Consider the following 14,533-nt stretch of genomic DNA (forward strand, 5'->3'; position numbering starts at 1 on the left):
GCCGCGAATCTGGCGAGAGAGCGCTCTCTCACATCCCCCGTTCTCCCCCAGGAGGGTTTCCATGACCCCTCGTGTCCGGCGGCTCGCCCTGCCCGTGCTCGCCGCGTCCCTGCTCGCGCTGGCGACGGCCTGCGGTGGCGGCGGCGCAGGCCCCACCACCGAGGCGAGCGCCAAGCCCGGCGAGAAGATCAAGCTGTCCATCGGCCTCTTCGGCGACTTCGGCTTCAAGCCGCTCTACGAGGAGTACAAGAAGACCCACCCGAACATCGAGATCACCGAGGCCGTCACCCAGTTCAACGACCACCACAACAACCTGGTCAAGCGCCTGGCCACGAACGCCGGCGCCGGTGACGTCGAGGCCGTCGAGGTGGGCTACATCAGCACCTTCACCTCCCAGCCCGGCAAGTTCGTCGACCTCAAGCAGTACGGGCTGGACAAACGCCAGGGCGACTACCTCGACTGGAAGTGGCAGCAGGGCCTCAGCAAGGACGGACAGCAGCTCCTCGGCCTCGGCACCGACGTCGGCGGCCTGGCCATGTGCTACCGCAAGGACCTGTTCAAGAAGGCCGGGCTGCCGAGCGACCGGGCCGCGGTGAGCGCTCTCTGGCCCACCTGGGAGCAGTACATCGAGACCGGCAAGAAGTTCGGCGCCGCGAACGTGGCCGGCGCCAAGTTCGTCGACTCCCCCGGCGAGATCTTCCGCGCCATGGTCAACCAGGCTCCGGTCGGCCTGTACGACGCCCAGGACAAGATCATCGTGGACAGCAACCCCGACGTGAAGAAGGCGTGGGACCTGTCCAACCAGCTCACCCAGGAGGGCCTGACCGCCAAGCTGGCCGCCTTCACCCCGCCGTGGAACACCGGCTTCGCCAAGGGCTCGTTCGCCACGATCATCTGCCCCGCCTGGATGACCGGGTTCATCCAGGAGCAGGCCAAGGACGCCTCCGGCAAGTGGGACATCGCGACCGTGCCGGGCGGTTCGGGCAACAGCGGCGGCTCGCATCTGATGGTGCCCAAGCAGAGCAAGCACCCGAAGGAGGCGGCCGAGCTGATCGACTTCCTGACCTCCAAGGAGAACCAGGCCAAGGTGTTCAAGGAGGAGGGCACGTTCCCGTCGATCCCGGCGCTGTACGACGACCCCTCGATCCAGAACTTCACCAAGCCGTTCTTCGGCGACGCCCCCATCGGCAAGATCTACTCCGACGCCGCCAAGGCGCTCAAGCCGCAGCACCTCGGCCCCAAGGAGGCCGACGTCCGGGTGGCGATCGGCAACGGGCTCGGCCGGGTCGAGCAGGGCAAGCAGACGCCCGACGAGGCGTGGGCGCAGGTCCTCCAGGACGTCCAGAAGATCAAATGAGTACGCTCCCGCTGTCGGCGCCGGCCCGGCACCGGCGGCGTGGCGTGCGGCACACCCTCGACGTGAGGGTGTCGCCGTACGCCTACGTCGCCCCCTTCTTCCTGCTCTTCTGCGCCTTCGGGCTGTTCCCGCTGGTCTACACGGCCTGGGTGAGCCTGCACGACTGGACCCTGCTGTCGGAGGAGCACACGTTCGTCGGCGCGAAGAACTTCCAGACGCTGCTGGCCGACGGCTACTTCTGGAACGCCACCTTCAACACGCTGTCCATCGGCGTGCTGTCCACCGTGCCGCAGCTCCTGCTGGCCGTCTGGCTGGCCCACCTGCTGAACCGGCGGCTGCGTTTCCAGACGCTGCTGCGCATCTCGATGCTGCTGCCCAACGTCACCAGCGTGGTGGCGGTGGTGGTGATCTTCAGTCAGCTCTTCGGCCGCGACTTCGGGCTGATCAACTGGGTGCTGTCGTGGGTCGGGATCGGGAAGATCGACTGGGCGGCCGGCACCGCCACCTCGCACATCGCGCTCTCCGTGATGATCATGTGGCGCTGGACCGGCTACAACGCGCTCATCTTCCTCGCCGCCATGCAGGCCGTGCCACGCGAGCTGTACGAGGCCGCCACCCTCGACGGCGCGAGCAGCTTCACCCAGCTGCGCCGCATCACCATCCCGATGATCCGGCCGACGATCATCTTCGTCGTCATCGTCTCCACGATCGGCGCGATGCAGATCATCGCCGAGCCCCTGCTGTTCGGCCAGAGCAGCGGCGCGGGCGGCGGCGCGGCCAGCGGCGGCCCGGACCGCCAGTACCAGACGCTCGCGCTGTTCGTCTACGAGCAGGGCTTCACCAAGTTCGACTTCGGATACGCCTCGGCGGCGTCCTGGCTGATGTTCCTGGTCGTGGTGGTCGCCGCCGGGATCAACTTCCTGATCAGCCGCCGGGTGAAGGGCGGCACGACATGAGACTGCGCTACCTGACCCTCATCGCGGTCGCCTTCTTCTCCGCCTTCCCGCTCTACTACAGCGTCGTGGTGGCCTCGCGGCACAACTCGGCGCTGGCCGAGGTCCCGCCGCCGCTGCTGCCCGGCGGGAACCTCCTCGCCAACGTCGCCCGGGTGTTCGACACCGTGCCGTTCGGGCTGGCGCTGCTGAACTCGGTCATCGTGGCGGGCTCGATCGCGGTCGCGGTGATGTTCTTCTCGACGCTGGCCGGGTTCGCCTTCGCCAAGCTGAGGTTCCGGGGCAGGAACGCCATGCTGGTGATCACCGTGGCCACCATGATGGTCCCGGCCCAGCTCGGCATCATCCCGCTCTACCTGCTCATGGTGAAACTGGAGTGGACCGGCACGGACTACGCGCTGATCGTGCCGGCGCTGGTCAACGCGTTCGGGGTGTTCTTCATGACCCAGTACCTGACCCGGGCGCTGCCCGACGAGCTGCTGGAGGCCGGGCGGGTGGACGGGTGCACGACATGGGGCCTGTTCTGGCACGTCGTGCTGCCCGCCGCGCGGCCGGCGGCGGCCGTGCTCGGCATGCTGACGTTCATGTCGGCGTGGAACGACTACTTCTGGCCGCTGGTCGTGCTGAACCCGGACAACCCGACCGTCCAGGTGGCGCTGTCCACGCTGGCCAGCGGTTACGTCAACGACTACGTGCTGGGCCTGGCGGGCACGGCGGTCGGCGTCCTGCCGCTCGTGGCGGTCTTCGTGCTGTTCGGCAGGCAAATCATCGGTGGAATCATGCAAGGAGCTGTTAAGGGATGAAGTTTCCCGAGGAATTCGTCTGGGGAGCCGCCACGGCCTCCTACCAGATCGAGGGGGCGGTCAAGGAGGACGGGCGCGGCCGGTCGATCTGGGACACCTTCTCCCACACCCCCGGGAAGGTCGCCGGCGGCGACACCGGCGACGTGGCCTGCGACCACTACCACCGGTACAAGGACGACGTCGCGCTGATGCGCGAGCTGCGGCTGCGGGCCTACCGGTTCTCGGTGGCGTGGCCGCGCGTGCAGCCGGAGGGAGCCGGGCCGATCAACCCGCGCGGCCTCGCCTTCTACGACAAGCTCGTAGATGAACTACTAGCCGCCGAAATTTCGCCCTATGTCACGCTTTATCACTGGGACCTTCCCCAAGCCCTCGAAGACCACGGCGGCTGGACGAACCGCGACACGGCCTACCGTTTCGCTGACTACGCCCAGGCCGTGCACGACCGGCTCGGCGACCGGGTGACCCACTGGACGACGCTCAACGAGCCCTGGGTCTCGGCCTTCCTCGGCTACGGCAACGGCGTGCACGCGCCCGGCCGCCGCGACCCGGGCCAGGCCATGCGCGCGGCCCACCACCTGCTGCTCGGCCACGGCCTGGCGGCGAGCCGGCTGCGGGCGGCGGGGGCGCGCAGCATCATGCTCGTGGTCAACTCCGCGCCCGTGCTCACCCCGGCCCAGGTCAACGACCCTACGGCGGTCGCCGGCGAGGCGGACGCGGCCGCCGCCGAACGTGTCCACGCCCTGCTGACCAGGCAGTTCCTCGACCCCGCGGTGCACGGCAGGTACCCGGAGGAGGTCCTCGCGGCGGCGGCCCGCAACGGCGGGACCGCGCACGTGCACGACGGCGACCTGGAGCTGATCAACGTGCCGATCGACCTGGTCGGCGTCAACTACTACAACCCGTGCGTGGTCGAGTCGGGCCCGGGACTGCCCGCCGACGCCGCCTGGCCCGGCTCCGACGGCGTGCGCTTCACCACGGCGGACGCGCCGGTCACCGCGATGGGCTGGCCGATCGTGCCCGACGGCCTGTCCCGGCTGCTCGTCCGGCTCTCGAAGGACTATCCGCAGGTCGGGCTCATGGTCACCGAGAACGGCGCGGCCTTCGACGACCGGGTCGAGGACGGCAGGGTGCACGACGACGAGCGCGTGGCGTACCTGGACGGGCATCTGCGCGAGCTGCACCGGGCCGTCGAGGCGGGTGCCGACCTGCGCGGATACCTCGTGTGGTCGTTGCTGGACAACTTCGAGTGGGCCGAGGGCTACCGGCGCAGGTTCGGCATCGTGCACGTGGACTACGCGACGCAGACCCGGGTGCCCAAGGACAGCGCCCTGTGGTACCGCGACGTGATCGGCAGGAACGGCCTGTAGATTTTTTCCGTGCTCTCCCTCTTGGTGCAGTCATGAGACGCCCGACGCTGGAGGCGGTCGCCGCCCGCGCGGGCGTCTCCCGCGCGACCGCCTCCAGGGTCGTCAACAACCAGACGACCGTCGCGCCGCACATCCGCGACGCCGTGCAGCGCGCCATCGACGAGCTGGGCTACATCCCCAACTCGGCGGCGCGCAGCCTGGTCACCCAGCGCACCGACTCGATCGCCCTGGTCGTCAGCGAGCCGGGCACCCGGGTCTTCTCCGAGGACCCGATGTTCTCCACGGCGATCAGGTCGGCCAGCTACGAGCTGGAGGCGGTCAACAAGCAGGTCGTGCTGATGCTGGCCTCCTCGCCCAAGAGCCACGCCCGGGTGGAGCGGTACATCTCGGGCGGCCACGTCGACGGCGTCATGCTGATCTCCATGCACGGCGCCGACCCGCTGCCGGCCGCGCTGTCGCGCCTGCGCGTGCCCGTGGTCTCCTACGGGCGGCCGGCCGTGCCGGTCGACATCCCGTTCGTCGACAACGACAACGTGGGCGGGGCCGAGGCGGGCGTCCGGCACCTGGTCGAGTCCGGACGGCGCAGGATCGCCACCATCGCCGGCCCGCAGGACATGATCGCCGGCCAGGACCGCCTGACCGGCTACCGCAACGTGCTGCGCGACTCCGACCGCCGCTCGATCGTGGCCGTGGGCGACTTCACCCGGGAGTCGGGCGCGATCGCGATGCGCCAGCTCCTCGGTGACGACCCCGCGCTCGACGCCGTGTTCGTGGGCAACGACCTGATGGCGGTCGGCGCGCTGCAGGCGCTGCGCCAGGCCGGGCGGCGGGTGCCCGACGACGTCGCGGTGGTGGGGTTCGACGACATCGAGGCGGCCAAGTACACCGAGCCGCCGCTGACCACGCTGCGCCATCCGATCGCCGAGCAGGCGGCGGCCATGGTCCGGCTGCTGCTCGGCCTGTTCGAGGGCGGCTCGCGGGAGCCGGTGATCCTGCCGACCGAGCTGGTGGTCCGTGAGTCGGCCTGAGCCCGCCGCCGCCCGGGTGATCTCCGCCGGCGAGGCCGTGGCCGCCGCCGTCGCGGTGGCCGAGGAGCACGGCCTCACGGTGCGCGAGCCCGTCGTGCTGAAGGACTCCTACAACCTGCGCGTCCACCTGCGGCCGGCGCCGGTCGTGGCGCGGGTGCCCACGGTCACCGCCCTGGCCCGGCTCCGGCCCGAGGAGGCGATGCGGCGGGAGCTGGCGGTCGTGTCGTTCCTGCACGAGCGCGGTGCGCCGGTCGTGCCGCCGAGCGACCTGCTGCCCGCGCGGGTGCACGAGCGCGGCGGGGCGCTGGTGTCGTACTGGCGGCACGTCGAGCACGACGGGTCGCGGCCGGTGACGCCCGAGGTGTTCGGGCGGGCGCTGCGCGAGCTGCACGAGGCGCTGCGCGGCTATCCGGGCGCGCTGCCGCGCCTCGGGCCGGTCCTCGACGAGCCCGGTCACCTGCTCCGGGTGCTCGCCGCCGACCTGGAGCCGGCGGTGTCGGCCCGGCTCGCCGAGGCCCGCGCCGGGCTGGCGGCCCGGCTGCCGGAGGGCGGGCAGGCCGTGCACGGCGACGCCCATCCGGGCAACCTGCTGGTCACGCCCGCCGGCCTGCTGTGGAACGACTTCGAGGAGACCACGTACGGGCCCGTGGGCTGGGACCTGGCCTGCCTGCTCGGGACCGTGCGGCTCGACGGCCGCGCGGCCGTGCGCGCCTACGGCGCCGATCCCGGCGACCCGGCCCTGGCGGTGTTCGCGGAGGCGCGGGCGCTGCAGGCCGTCCTATGGACGCTGGTCAGGGCGCGGCGCTTCCCCGAGGAGCGGGCCGCCGCCCGCGCCGTCCTCGACGAATGGCTGCGCGAGCCCGCCGGCCGCTGACCCGGGCCGTTCTCAGACCGGTACGACGCCCTGCGCCGGGCCGAGGAAGTAGCCGCCGGTGGCGTCGAGCACGTGGCCGGTGATCCACCGGGCGTCCGGCCGGGCCAGCAGCGCCACGGCGTCGGCGATGTCCTCGGGACGGCCGATGCGGCCGAGCGCGGTGACCTCGGTGACGCGCCGCTCGGCGACGCCGTCGTGGTCCTCGCGCAGCCAGGCGTTCATGTCGGTCTCGGTGACGCCCGGGGAGACGGTGTTCACGGTGATGCCGCGCGGGCCGAGCAGCGGGGCGAGGGTGAAGCCGAGCGTGTCCAGCGCGCCCTTGGTCATCGAGTACACGACGTCGGGCAGCGCGATGCGCACGACCGCCGAGGACACGTTGATGATCCGGCCGCCGTCGTTCAGCAGCGGCAGCGCCCGTTCGATCACGAAGTACGGCGCCCGCACGTTCACCGCGAACACCCGGTCGAACTGCTCGGGCGTGACCGAGTTCAGCACTCCGCCCAGGATGGCGGCGTTGTTCACCACGATGTCCAGCCGGTCGTCGCGCAGTCCGTCGAACAGGGCGTCCACGCCGTCCTCGAAGGCGGCCTTGACGGCGTACGCCTGGCCGCCGGCGTGCTCGATCTCGGCGACCGTCTCCTTGGCCAGGTCGTCGTTGGTGGCGTAATGGACGATCACCCGGGCGCCGCCGGCGGCCAGGCGTCGCGCCACGGCCCGTCCGATGCCGCGCGAGGCCCCCGTGACCAGCGCGGTCCTGCCTGCGAACTCACTCAATGCGTGCTCCTTCATCGGTGGAGCTCCATCGTGCGGCGGGGACGTCGCGGGCGTCCAAGACCGGCTGTTATAGCTTCTTGCTATGGATGCCCATATCCGGGATCTGCGGTATTTCGTGGCGGTCGCGGAGGAGTTGAGCTTCACGCGGGCGGCCACCGAGCGGCTGTTCATCTCCCAGCCCTCGCTGAGCAGGCAGATCAGGCAGCTTGAGCTGTCCATGCGGGCCAGGCTGTTCGACCGCGACCGGCGGACCGTCGCGCTGACCGCCGCCGGGGCCGCGCTGCTGCCGCTGGCCCGGCAGATCATCGAGCACTGGGAGGACGCGCGGCGCGCGGTGGCCTCGGCGCGCGAGGAGCGCACGCTGACCGTGGGGTTCCAGACGCGGATCGGGCGGGGGCTGGTGCCGTCCATCGTGGAGGCGCTGCCGGGGTGGGAGCTGCGCTTCCGCCAGATCACCTGGGCCGACCCGACCGTGGGGCTGGGCGACGGGCAGGTGGACGTCGCGGTCGCCTGGCTGCCCGTCCCCGGCGACGGCGTCTACGACTGGACGGTGGTCAGCACCGAGGAGCGGTGGGTGGCGCTGCCCGCCGGGCACCGGCTGGCCGGGCGGGCGGAGGTCGGGCTGGCCGAGCTGGCCGGCGAGCCGTTCGTCGCGCTGCCGCGCACGGCGGGGCCGATGCGAGACTTCTGGCTGGCCGCCGACCGGCGCACCGGCCCGGCGCTGGTCGGGGCGGAGGCGGAGACGGCGGAGGAGGCGTTCGAGGTGGTGGCGTCCGGGCGGGCCGTCGCGCTGGTCTCGGCCGGGAACGCCGAGCTCTACCGGCGCGACGACGTGGTGGCGCGGCCGGTGACCGGCCTGCCGCCGAGCAGGCTGGCCATCGTCTGGCGGCGCGACGACCGCAGGCCGTCGGTGCGCGCGCTGGTGCGGGAGTTCGTCCGCTGCCTGTGCGCGTGAGGGGTCAGGTCGGAATGGTGGCGCGGGCCTCCTCGACGTGGACGGCGACGCTGTCGGGACGACTCCGTCAGCCTCTCGCTCGCACGGCGGCTCCGGTCAGCCGCGGGCCCGCGCCGTCGAGGCCCTGACCACCAGCTCCGGCTCGAACAGCAGCTCGTCGGCGGGCACCACGGCCTTGTCGATCTGGGCCACCAGCAGGTCGACGGCGGCCCGGCCCATCGCGTCGATCGGCTGGCGGACCGTGGTCAGCGGCGGCTCGGTGCAGTTCATCAGCGCCGAGTCGTCGAAGCCGATGACCGAGACGTCCCCCGGGACGTCGAGGCCGGCCCGCCTGGCCGCCCGGACCGTGCCGAGCGCGAGCAGGTCGCTGGCGCAGATCACGCCGGTCACACCCTGTCTGACCAGCCTGGACGCGGCCGCGTGCCCGCCTTCCAGGGAGAACATCGTGTGCTCGACCAGCCGCGGGTCGCCGCCGCGGGCCTGGAACGTCTCCAGCTTGCGCCGGGAGGGCATGTGGTCCTTCGGGCCGAGCACCATGCCGACGCGTTCGTGGCCGAGCGCGCGCAGGTGGGACAGGGCCATCTCGGCGGCCACCACGTCGTCGCAGGAGACCTGCGGGAAGTCCAGCCGCTCGACGGCCGCGTTGACCAGGACGGTCGGCAGCTTGCGCTCGTGCAGCAGCTCGTAGTGGTCGTGCGAGGCGTCGGCCTGGGCGTAGAGGCCGCCGGCGAAGACCACGCCGCTGACCTGCTGCTGGAGCAGCAGATCGACGTAGTCTGCCTCGGAGACGCCGCCGACCGTGCGGGTGCAGAGCACCGAGGTGAATCCCTGCTGGGCCAGCGCGCCGCCGACGACCTCGGCGAAGGCGGGGAAGATCGGGTTCTGCAGCTCGGGGAGCACCAGTCCGACCAGGCGGGCGCGGTCGCCGCGCAACTGGGTGGGACGTTCGTAGCCGAGCACGTCGAGCGCGGTCAGGACGGCCTCGCGGGTGGCGTCGGACACACCCGGCTTGCCGTTGAGCACGCGGCTGACCGTCGCCTCGCTCACCCCGACCTTCTTCGCCACCTCTGCGAGTCGTCGCGTCATGCGCAAACTATACGGCCTCCCGCGCAAGCGCTTGCGATCACTTACGTAACCCTCGCCACCCCTTCCCGCTCCCGCCCAGAGCGGCCTTCCCGGCAATTTCGGCGCATCGGACGGGGGAAATGTGGAGTGCCGCACGACAATGGCCAGTCAAATGTTTGCGCAATCACGTCAAGCGGTTGCGAAATCCTGCGTCACAACTCCGCCCTGGACGGCAAGCCTTGCCAGTCGCTCACACTCGTCATCGCCGCCGCGCTCAGCAGCGCGCCCCGGTGCAGCCGTTCCTGCGGCGTCAGGCCGTCGAGCGCGGCGCTGATGTAACCGGCCGCGAACGCCTCCCCCGCGCCCGCCATGTCCACCACGGGCACCTGCGGGACGGCCACGTCGTAACGCATGCGGTCGGCGCGCACGCTGGCGCCCTTGGCGCCCCGGTCGACCACCACCTCGCGCTCGGGGGTGAGGGCCGGCTTGACCAGGTCCAGCTCGTCCTGGGCGAGGAAGAGCAGGTGGGACCGGCAGGCCAGCTCGCCGAGCACCTCCTCGGCCTCCCGGACCGAGGGCCACAGCTCGGGCACGTAGTCGACGGCGAAGGAGATCATCACCCCGGCCGTCCGGGCCGCGCTCATGGCGGCGTGCACGGCGTCGAGCGCGTCCCTGCCCAGGGCCGCCGTGACGCCCGTCACGTGCAGCATCTTGGCGGCGCCCACCCGGTCCATCGGCACGTTGCCGGGCGACAGCCGGGACCCGGCCGAGCGGGTGCGGTACTGGGCGGTCACCGGCTCGCGGCCGACGCGCACCTCCCTGAGCACCATCCCGGTACGCGCCCCTTCGACCACCCGCACGTCCTCGACGTCCACGCCCTCGCCCTTGAGCACGGTCAGCGCCCTGGCGCCCAGCTCGTCGTCCCCCACCCGGGCGGCGTACGCGCATCGGTGGCCCAGCCTGGACAGGGCGATCACCAGGGTGAACTCGGGGCCGCAGACGTCCAGTCTGGCCTCGTTCTCGTGCCGCACCCGGCCGCTGGAGACCACCCCGAGCGGCTCGCCGAGCGCGTAGACGTCCGTCATGAGCCAGACTGTAGTTGGTCACGACTGCGCGGATTGATTTTTTCGCATAAGTCCTGGTTGAGGCCGTGATCAAATATTTTCTGTATCTTTAGCGAACCTTTTCCCCAACTCGTGCCTCAAAGTAGTAGAGGAAGCCGGCGCGCCCCGGTGCCGGCTTCGAGTCGATACGGGGAGAGGAATCAGCACCCTCATGAGAAAGATCGCAGTAGGAATCATCACCGCCTTCGTCGGCGGGGCCATGTTGGTTTCCGGCGCGGGCGCCGCCTCCGCCACCGCGACCAAGCACGCCACCGAACTCAAGATCCGTGACATCACCCCCAACCCGGTCGTGGTGAAGGCCGGCAGCGAGACCACCGCGTACTTCGACATCGGCGCCAGCTCCGACGTCAAGAAGGTCACGCTGAGCGTGGCTCCGGAGGGCGACGTCCGCACCTTCCGTGCCAAGGACGTCAAGGACCTCGAGGGCTGGCGCTTCGCCGTCCCGTTCACCGAGGGCGACTTCGCCGGCAAGTGGAAGGCCACCGCCGTGGCCTTCGACAAGGACAACAAGCAGGTCGCCACCGACTCGGCGTTCTTCGCCGTCGAGATCCAGAAGGGCAAGGCCGACACCCGCATCACGCGCTTCACGGCCGACCCCTACAAGGTCCGTCAGGGCCGCTCGATCTACTTCTCCGGTCGCCTTCAGGTCGATGACGAAGGCTGGGAGGGCCTGCGCGGCGAGAAGGTCAGCGTCTACTACCGCGCCGACGGTTCCAGCGGCTGGAAGTGGGTCGCCTCGGCCAAGACGTCCTGGGGCGGCAAGTTCGCCACCAAGACCCGCGCCTGGAAGAGCGGCACGTTCAAGGCCGTCTTCGAGGGTGACGACGAGCTCAACAGCTCCGAGAGCCGTCGTGACTACGTCAAGGTCTACCGCTCCTGGCACCACCACTGATTGATCGCCGAGGCCCGGTTCCCCTGCGGGGAGCCGGGCCTCCGGCTTTTCCGGATTCTTTTGCCGGAGAGGTTTATCGATCAGCGGATCGCCGCATGGACTGACCCATTTGCAAAAGAGGCGACCCGCCGCCTCGCGGTCCCCGGCGTCGATCCGACAGGAGCTCCCACATGCCCCACCCCCTGATCGCCCTCGTCCTGAGCCTGACGAGCACGTTGGGGGCGGCCCCTTCGGTCCGTTACGAACCCGCCGGCACGGCCCGCGAGCAGCACGCGAGGAAGCTCCTGAAGGACAGCGGCGTGCTGCGCACCCGGCTCGGCGGCGTCCAGGTCGTCGCCCGCGGCTGCGACGCCCCCCGCGCCACCTGGAACGGCGACCGGCGGCGGATCACCATCTGCTACTCGCTGGTCGCCAAGATCGACCGCACGCTCACCGGCATCTCCGAGACGGAGGAGGCCGACCGGCGCACCACCGCCATCCGCGTGGACGGCGCGCTGGCCGCCCTCTACCACCACCAGCTCGGCCACGCCCTGGCCGCCCTCAACGGCCTGCCCGCCGGCGAGCCGCAGGCCGACCGGTTCGCCGCGCTGACGCTCGCCGCCCGCGACGGCGGCCACGTGGTGGCCGCCGCCGAGGCCCGCCACCTGCTGGCCGCCCACACCCACGCCGACCACCTGTCGGGAACGGCCGCCGCCGCCACGTTCGCCTGCCTCCTGTACGGCGCCGACCCCGTCAAGTACGCCCGCATCGCCAAGGGCGGCTGGGTGCCGGCCCAGCGCGTCCCGTCGTGCCGCGCCGAGTACGAGCGGGCCAGGGCGGAACTGGGGGCGCTGGCCGTGAAAGTCGGGGCCTGAGGGGTACGTCCGGATGTATGGCTGAGGAGCTGCTCAGGGACTTCGACCCGTTCGACATCTTCGACACCGAGGCGGCCCGGCTCGACCGGTTCTTCGACGGGCTCGACGAGGCGGGCTGGGCGCGTCCGTCCCGCTGCGCCGGGTGGTCGGTGCGCGACGTGCTGGCCCATCTGGCGGGCGAGGAGGCGTACAACCACGCCTGTCTCGACGGCACCGTGCAGGAGCTGCTGACCCGGGTGGCCGCCGAGGGGGTGACCGGGTTCAACGACTTCAACGAGTGGTCCGTACGGCAGCGCCGCGACGTGCCCGTCGAGGAGGTGCTCCAGGAGTGGCGCACCAAGAACGGCGAGACGCGCGAGCGTATGCGCGCCCTCGGCCCCGACGCGCTGATCGACACGGCGGCGGGCCCGTACCCGGCGGGGTTGCAGACCTTCCACTACGACTCCGAGTACGCCACCCACGCCGACGACGTCGGCGCGCCGGTGGCGCAGGAGGAGATCGACGACCGGACGTTCTGGCGGGTCGCCGTCGGGCGGTTCGTGCTGGCCGAGCAGGAGTCGAGGGCGCAGGTGGAGCAGACGGCCGAGCAGATCTGGGTGAGCGTCGACCAGGGCAGCGCGTCGTTGTCGTACCCGGAGTTCGTGGAGGCCACCGTGGGGCGGCTGCCGACCGACGGGCTCGACCCGCGGGTCGCCGCCGCGCTGCGGTGCCTGGCCTGAGAGGAGAGCGGGATGTGGCTGCGTAACCGCGCGGGCACCGAGCCGGTGACGGCGCGCAGCCCGCTGCGCGCGAGGCGGGTCCTGTCGTGGATCGCCCTGGTGGTCGCCGCGGCCGCGGCGGTCTTCTTCGTGATCCGCGCGATGGCCACGGGTGAGCAGGTGTGGGTCTGGGAGGCCGCCCTGGCCGCCGCGGTGGCCGTGGTGGCCGCCGTGGACCTGGCGGTGCTCAGACGCCGGCGCGCCGGGCCGTCAGGCGGCGGGCACGGCCGGTCAGACGGCTAGCACGGTGGGTCAGGTCGTGACCACGGCGGGTCACGTGGTGAGCACGGCCAGCAGGAGCAGCAGGATCACCGCGGCGGCCACCCCGAAGATGATCCAGACATGGGTCAGCGCCCACACTCGCAGCCGGTCACCGTAGGCCTGCGGGTAGTCGATGCCCTCGGACTCGATCCTGTTGATCGCCGCCACGCGCCGGGCCAGTTCGGGGTCGTCCCGTTCGAGCCCCTGCTCGATCTCAGCGAGGATGCGGCGTTCCCTTCCAGAGAGACCCATCGCGATCACCATTGCTCCCACGCCGGTGAAAGCCTTGTACCCACCGGTAGCCCCGGCATGCCCGCCCGGCGCCTCCTTGGCGTGACATGCCGAAACCCCCGGCCGTTCCGGCCGGAAGGCGCGGAACGGACGGGGGCGGGTCAAGCCTTGGCTGTCATTTCTTGCCGTAACGCTGGTTGAAGCGCTCGACGCGGCCCTCGGTGTCGAGGACGCGGCTGCGGCCGGTGTAGAACGGGTGGCTGGCCGACGACACGTCGACGTCCACGACCGGGTAGGTCCTGCCGTCCTCCCACTCGACGGTCCTGCTGCTCGTCAGGGTCGAGCGGGTGAGGATGGCGAAGCCGGCGCTCGGGTCGCGGAAGACGACCGGACGGTACGAGGGGTGCAGGTTCTTCTTCATGCCCCTCTCAACCCGGTGGCAATGGTTTTCATTCCCTCGCTTCAGGGTCCATCCCCAGCACGGTCCGGCCGCCGTCCACGGGGATCGTCGCCCCGTTGACGAACGAGGCGTCCGGCGAGAGCAGGTGCGCCACGACCGCGGCCACCTCGCCGGGGAAGGCGACCCGGCCCAGGGGGTGCACCCTGGCCATCTCGCGCTCGACGTCCACCACCTCGTCCGCGGTCCTGGAGGCCAGGAAGTCCTCGTAGCGTTCGGTGGCCACCGAGCCGGGCGCGACGGCGTTGACCCTGATGCCGTACCGGCCGTACTCGACGGCCAGCGACCTGGTCAGGCCCTCGGTCGCGGCCTTCGCGGTGGCGTAGGGCAGGCTGCCGGGGACCGCCCGCGTGGCCTGGTGGGAGGTGACGTTGACGATCGCGCCCGGCGTGCCCGCCGCGAGGAAGCGGCGTACGGCGACCGCGCAGCCCACCAGCGCCAGGTCCAGGTTGGCCGCGATCAGCTGCCTGACCTCGGCGATCGGGGCGTCGTGCACGGAGGCGTCCCGGAAGATCGCCGCGTTGTTGACCCAGCCCGCCAGCGTGCCGGCCTCCTCGGCCCGGTCGGCGGCCCAGGAGACCAGTTCCTCGTCGGCCGCGTCGCCCACCACGGGGATGACGCGGGGGCCCGTCCAGGACAGCGAGCCGCCGTCGCGGTCGATGACGACGACGGTGTCCTTCTCCCCCAGGAGCCGCTGGACCACGGCCTTCCCGATGCCACGCCCGCCGCCGGTCACCACGTAGGAAAGACTCATGCGTCCGACGCTACTCGCTCCCGGAG

At 71.3% G+C, this 14,533-nt stretch carries 17 protein-coding genes; 11 read left to right on the forward strand and 6 right to left on the reverse strand.

The genetic code is table 11. The features are described from left to right. Positions 1–61: 61 nt before the first annotated feature. Genes ACFYYW_RS07345 through ACFYYW_RS07370 form a run of 6 tightly spaced genes read left to right on the forward strand, consistent with a single transcriptional unit; the run spans position 62 to position 6,382 of the window. Positions 62–1,357, forward strand: coding sequence for an extracellular solute-binding protein (locus ACFYYW_RS07345; protein WP_387646098.1), 1,296 nt, complete (start codon positions 62–64; stop codon positions 1,355–1,357). Then, positions 1,354–2,313, forward strand: coding sequence for a sugar ABC transporter permease (locus tag ACFYYW_RS07350; protein WP_352320107.1), 960 nt, complete (start codon positions 1,354–1,356; stop codon positions 2,311–2,313). Before ACFYYW_RS07345 ends, ACFYYW_RS07350 begins: the two co-directional genes overlap by 4 nt. Continuing rightward, on the forward strand, positions 2,310–3,113 hold the full coding sequence (locus ACFYYW_RS07355; RefSeq protein WP_352320105.1) for a carbohydrate ABC transporter permease: 804 nt from the start codon (positions 2,310–2,312) through the stop codon (positions 3,111–3,113). The genes ACFYYW_RS07350 and ACFYYW_RS07355 overlap by 4 nt, the downstream gene beginning before the upstream one ends. Next, positions 3,110–4,480, forward strand: a complete 1,371-nt coding sequence (locus ACFYYW_RS07360) for a GH1 family beta-glucosidase (protein ID WP_387646102.1) — start codon at positions 3,110–3,112, stop codon at positions 4,478–4,480. The genes ACFYYW_RS07355 and ACFYYW_RS07360 overlap by 4 nt, the downstream gene beginning before the upstream one ends. Before the next feature lie 32 nt (positions 4,481–4,512). Then, positions 4,513–5,508 (forward strand): LacI family DNA-binding transcriptional regulator, encoded by a 996-nt coding sequence (locus tag ACFYYW_RS07365; protein WP_352320101.1) that lies wholly within the window; start codon positions 4,513–4,515, stop codon positions 5,506–5,508. Then, positions 5,495–6,382: an aminoglycoside phosphotransferase family protein gene (locus tag ACFYYW_RS07370; protein ID WP_387646106.1), complete on the forward strand. Its 888-nt coding sequence runs from the start codon at positions 5,495–5,497 to the stop codon at positions 6,380–6,382. The genes ACFYYW_RS07365 and ACFYYW_RS07370 overlap by 14 nt, the downstream gene beginning before the upstream one ends. Positions 6,383–6,394: 12 nt before the next feature. Here ACFYYW_RS07370 and ACFYYW_RS07375 read toward each other — a convergent pair whose 3' ends face one another. Continuing rightward, positions 6,395–7,156 (reverse strand): SDR family oxidoreductase, encoded by a 762-nt coding sequence (locus tag ACFYYW_RS07375; RefSeq protein ID WP_352320098.1) that lies wholly within the window; start codon positions 7,154–7,156, stop codon positions 6,395–6,397. A gap of 82 nt (positions 7,157–7,238) precedes the next feature. Between ACFYYW_RS07375 and ACFYYW_RS07380 the strand changes: the two genes are divergently transcribed. Further along, complete coding sequence (locus tag ACFYYW_RS07380; RefSeq protein WP_387646109.1) at positions 7,239–8,111, forward strand: LysR family transcriptional regulator; 873 nt, start codon at positions 7,239–7,241, stop codon at positions 8,109–8,111. A 96-nt stretch (positions 8,112–8,207) separates the two neighbouring features. Here the strand turns inward: ACFYYW_RS07380 and ACFYYW_RS07385 are convergent, their stop codons facing one another. Then, on the reverse strand, positions 8,208–9,197 hold the full coding sequence (locus tag ACFYYW_RS07385) for a LacI family DNA-binding transcriptional regulator (protein WP_387646112.1): 990 nt from the start codon (positions 9,195–9,197) through the stop codon (positions 8,208–8,210). Positions 9,198–9,388: 191 nt separating this feature from the next. Further along, positions 9,389–10,261, reverse strand: a complete 873-nt coding sequence (locus ACFYYW_RS07390) for a PfkB family carbohydrate kinase (RefSeq protein WP_387646114.1) — start codon at positions 10,259–10,261, stop codon at positions 9,389–9,391. Positions 10,262–10,451: 190 nt separating this feature from the next. On the opposite strand from ACFYYW_RS07390, the gene ACFYYW_RS07395 reads away from it, so the two are divergent. The 4 genes from ACFYYW_RS07395 (at position 10,452) to ACFYYW_RS07410 (ending at position 13,047) form a co-directional block, all read left to right on the forward strand. Beyond that, a complete protein-coding gene (locus ACFYYW_RS07395; RefSeq protein ID WP_352320088.1) occupies positions 10,452–11,192 on the forward strand; it encodes a hypothetical protein in 741 nt (246 codons plus the stop codon). A 170-nt stretch (positions 11,193–11,362) separates the two neighbouring features. Beyond that, complete coding sequence (locus ACFYYW_RS07400; RefSeq protein ID WP_387646117.1) at positions 11,363–12,046, forward strand: DUF4344 domain-containing metallopeptidase; 684 nt, start codon at positions 11,363–11,365, stop codon at positions 12,044–12,046. 17 nt (positions 12,047–12,063) lie between these two features. Then, positions 12,064–12,765, forward strand: a complete 702-nt coding sequence (locus ACFYYW_RS07405; RefSeq protein ID WP_387646120.1) for a maleylpyruvate isomerase family mycothiol-dependent enzyme — start codon at positions 12,064–12,066, stop codon at positions 12,763–12,765. A 12-nt stretch (positions 12,766–12,777) separates the two neighbouring features. After that, entirely contained in the window at positions 12,778–13,047 is a 270-nt protein-coding gene (locus ACFYYW_RS07410) for a DUF6343 family protein (protein WP_387646122.1), read from the forward strand. Positions 13,048–13,077: 30 nt separating this feature from the next. Here ACFYYW_RS07410 and ACFYYW_RS07415 read toward each other — a convergent pair whose 3' ends face one another. From ACFYYW_RS07415 to ACFYYW_RS07425, 3 genes are all read right to left on the reverse strand, one after another. After that, positions 13,078–13,317, reverse strand: coding sequence for a DUF3040 domain-containing protein (locus ACFYYW_RS07415; protein WP_387646125.1), 240 nt, complete (start codon positions 13,315–13,317; stop codon positions 13,078–13,080). Between the two features lie 154 nt (positions 13,318–13,471). Further along, positions 13,472–13,717 (reverse strand): type B 50S ribosomal protein L31, encoded by a 246-nt coding sequence (locus ACFYYW_RS07420; protein WP_352320080.1) that lies wholly within the window; start codon positions 13,715–13,717, stop codon positions 13,472–13,474. A gap of 28 nt (positions 13,718–13,745) precedes the next feature. Next, entirely contained in the window at positions 13,746–14,507 is a 762-nt protein-coding gene (locus ACFYYW_RS07425) for an SDR family oxidoreductase (protein ID WP_352320078.1), read from the reverse strand. Between the last annotated feature and the right edge of the window lie 26 nt (positions 14,508–14,533).

The organism is Nonomuraea sp. NPDC001831, assembly GCF_042892035.1.
Lineage (GTDB): Bacteria > Actinomycetota > Actinomycetes > Streptosporangiales > Streptosporangiaceae > Nonomuraea.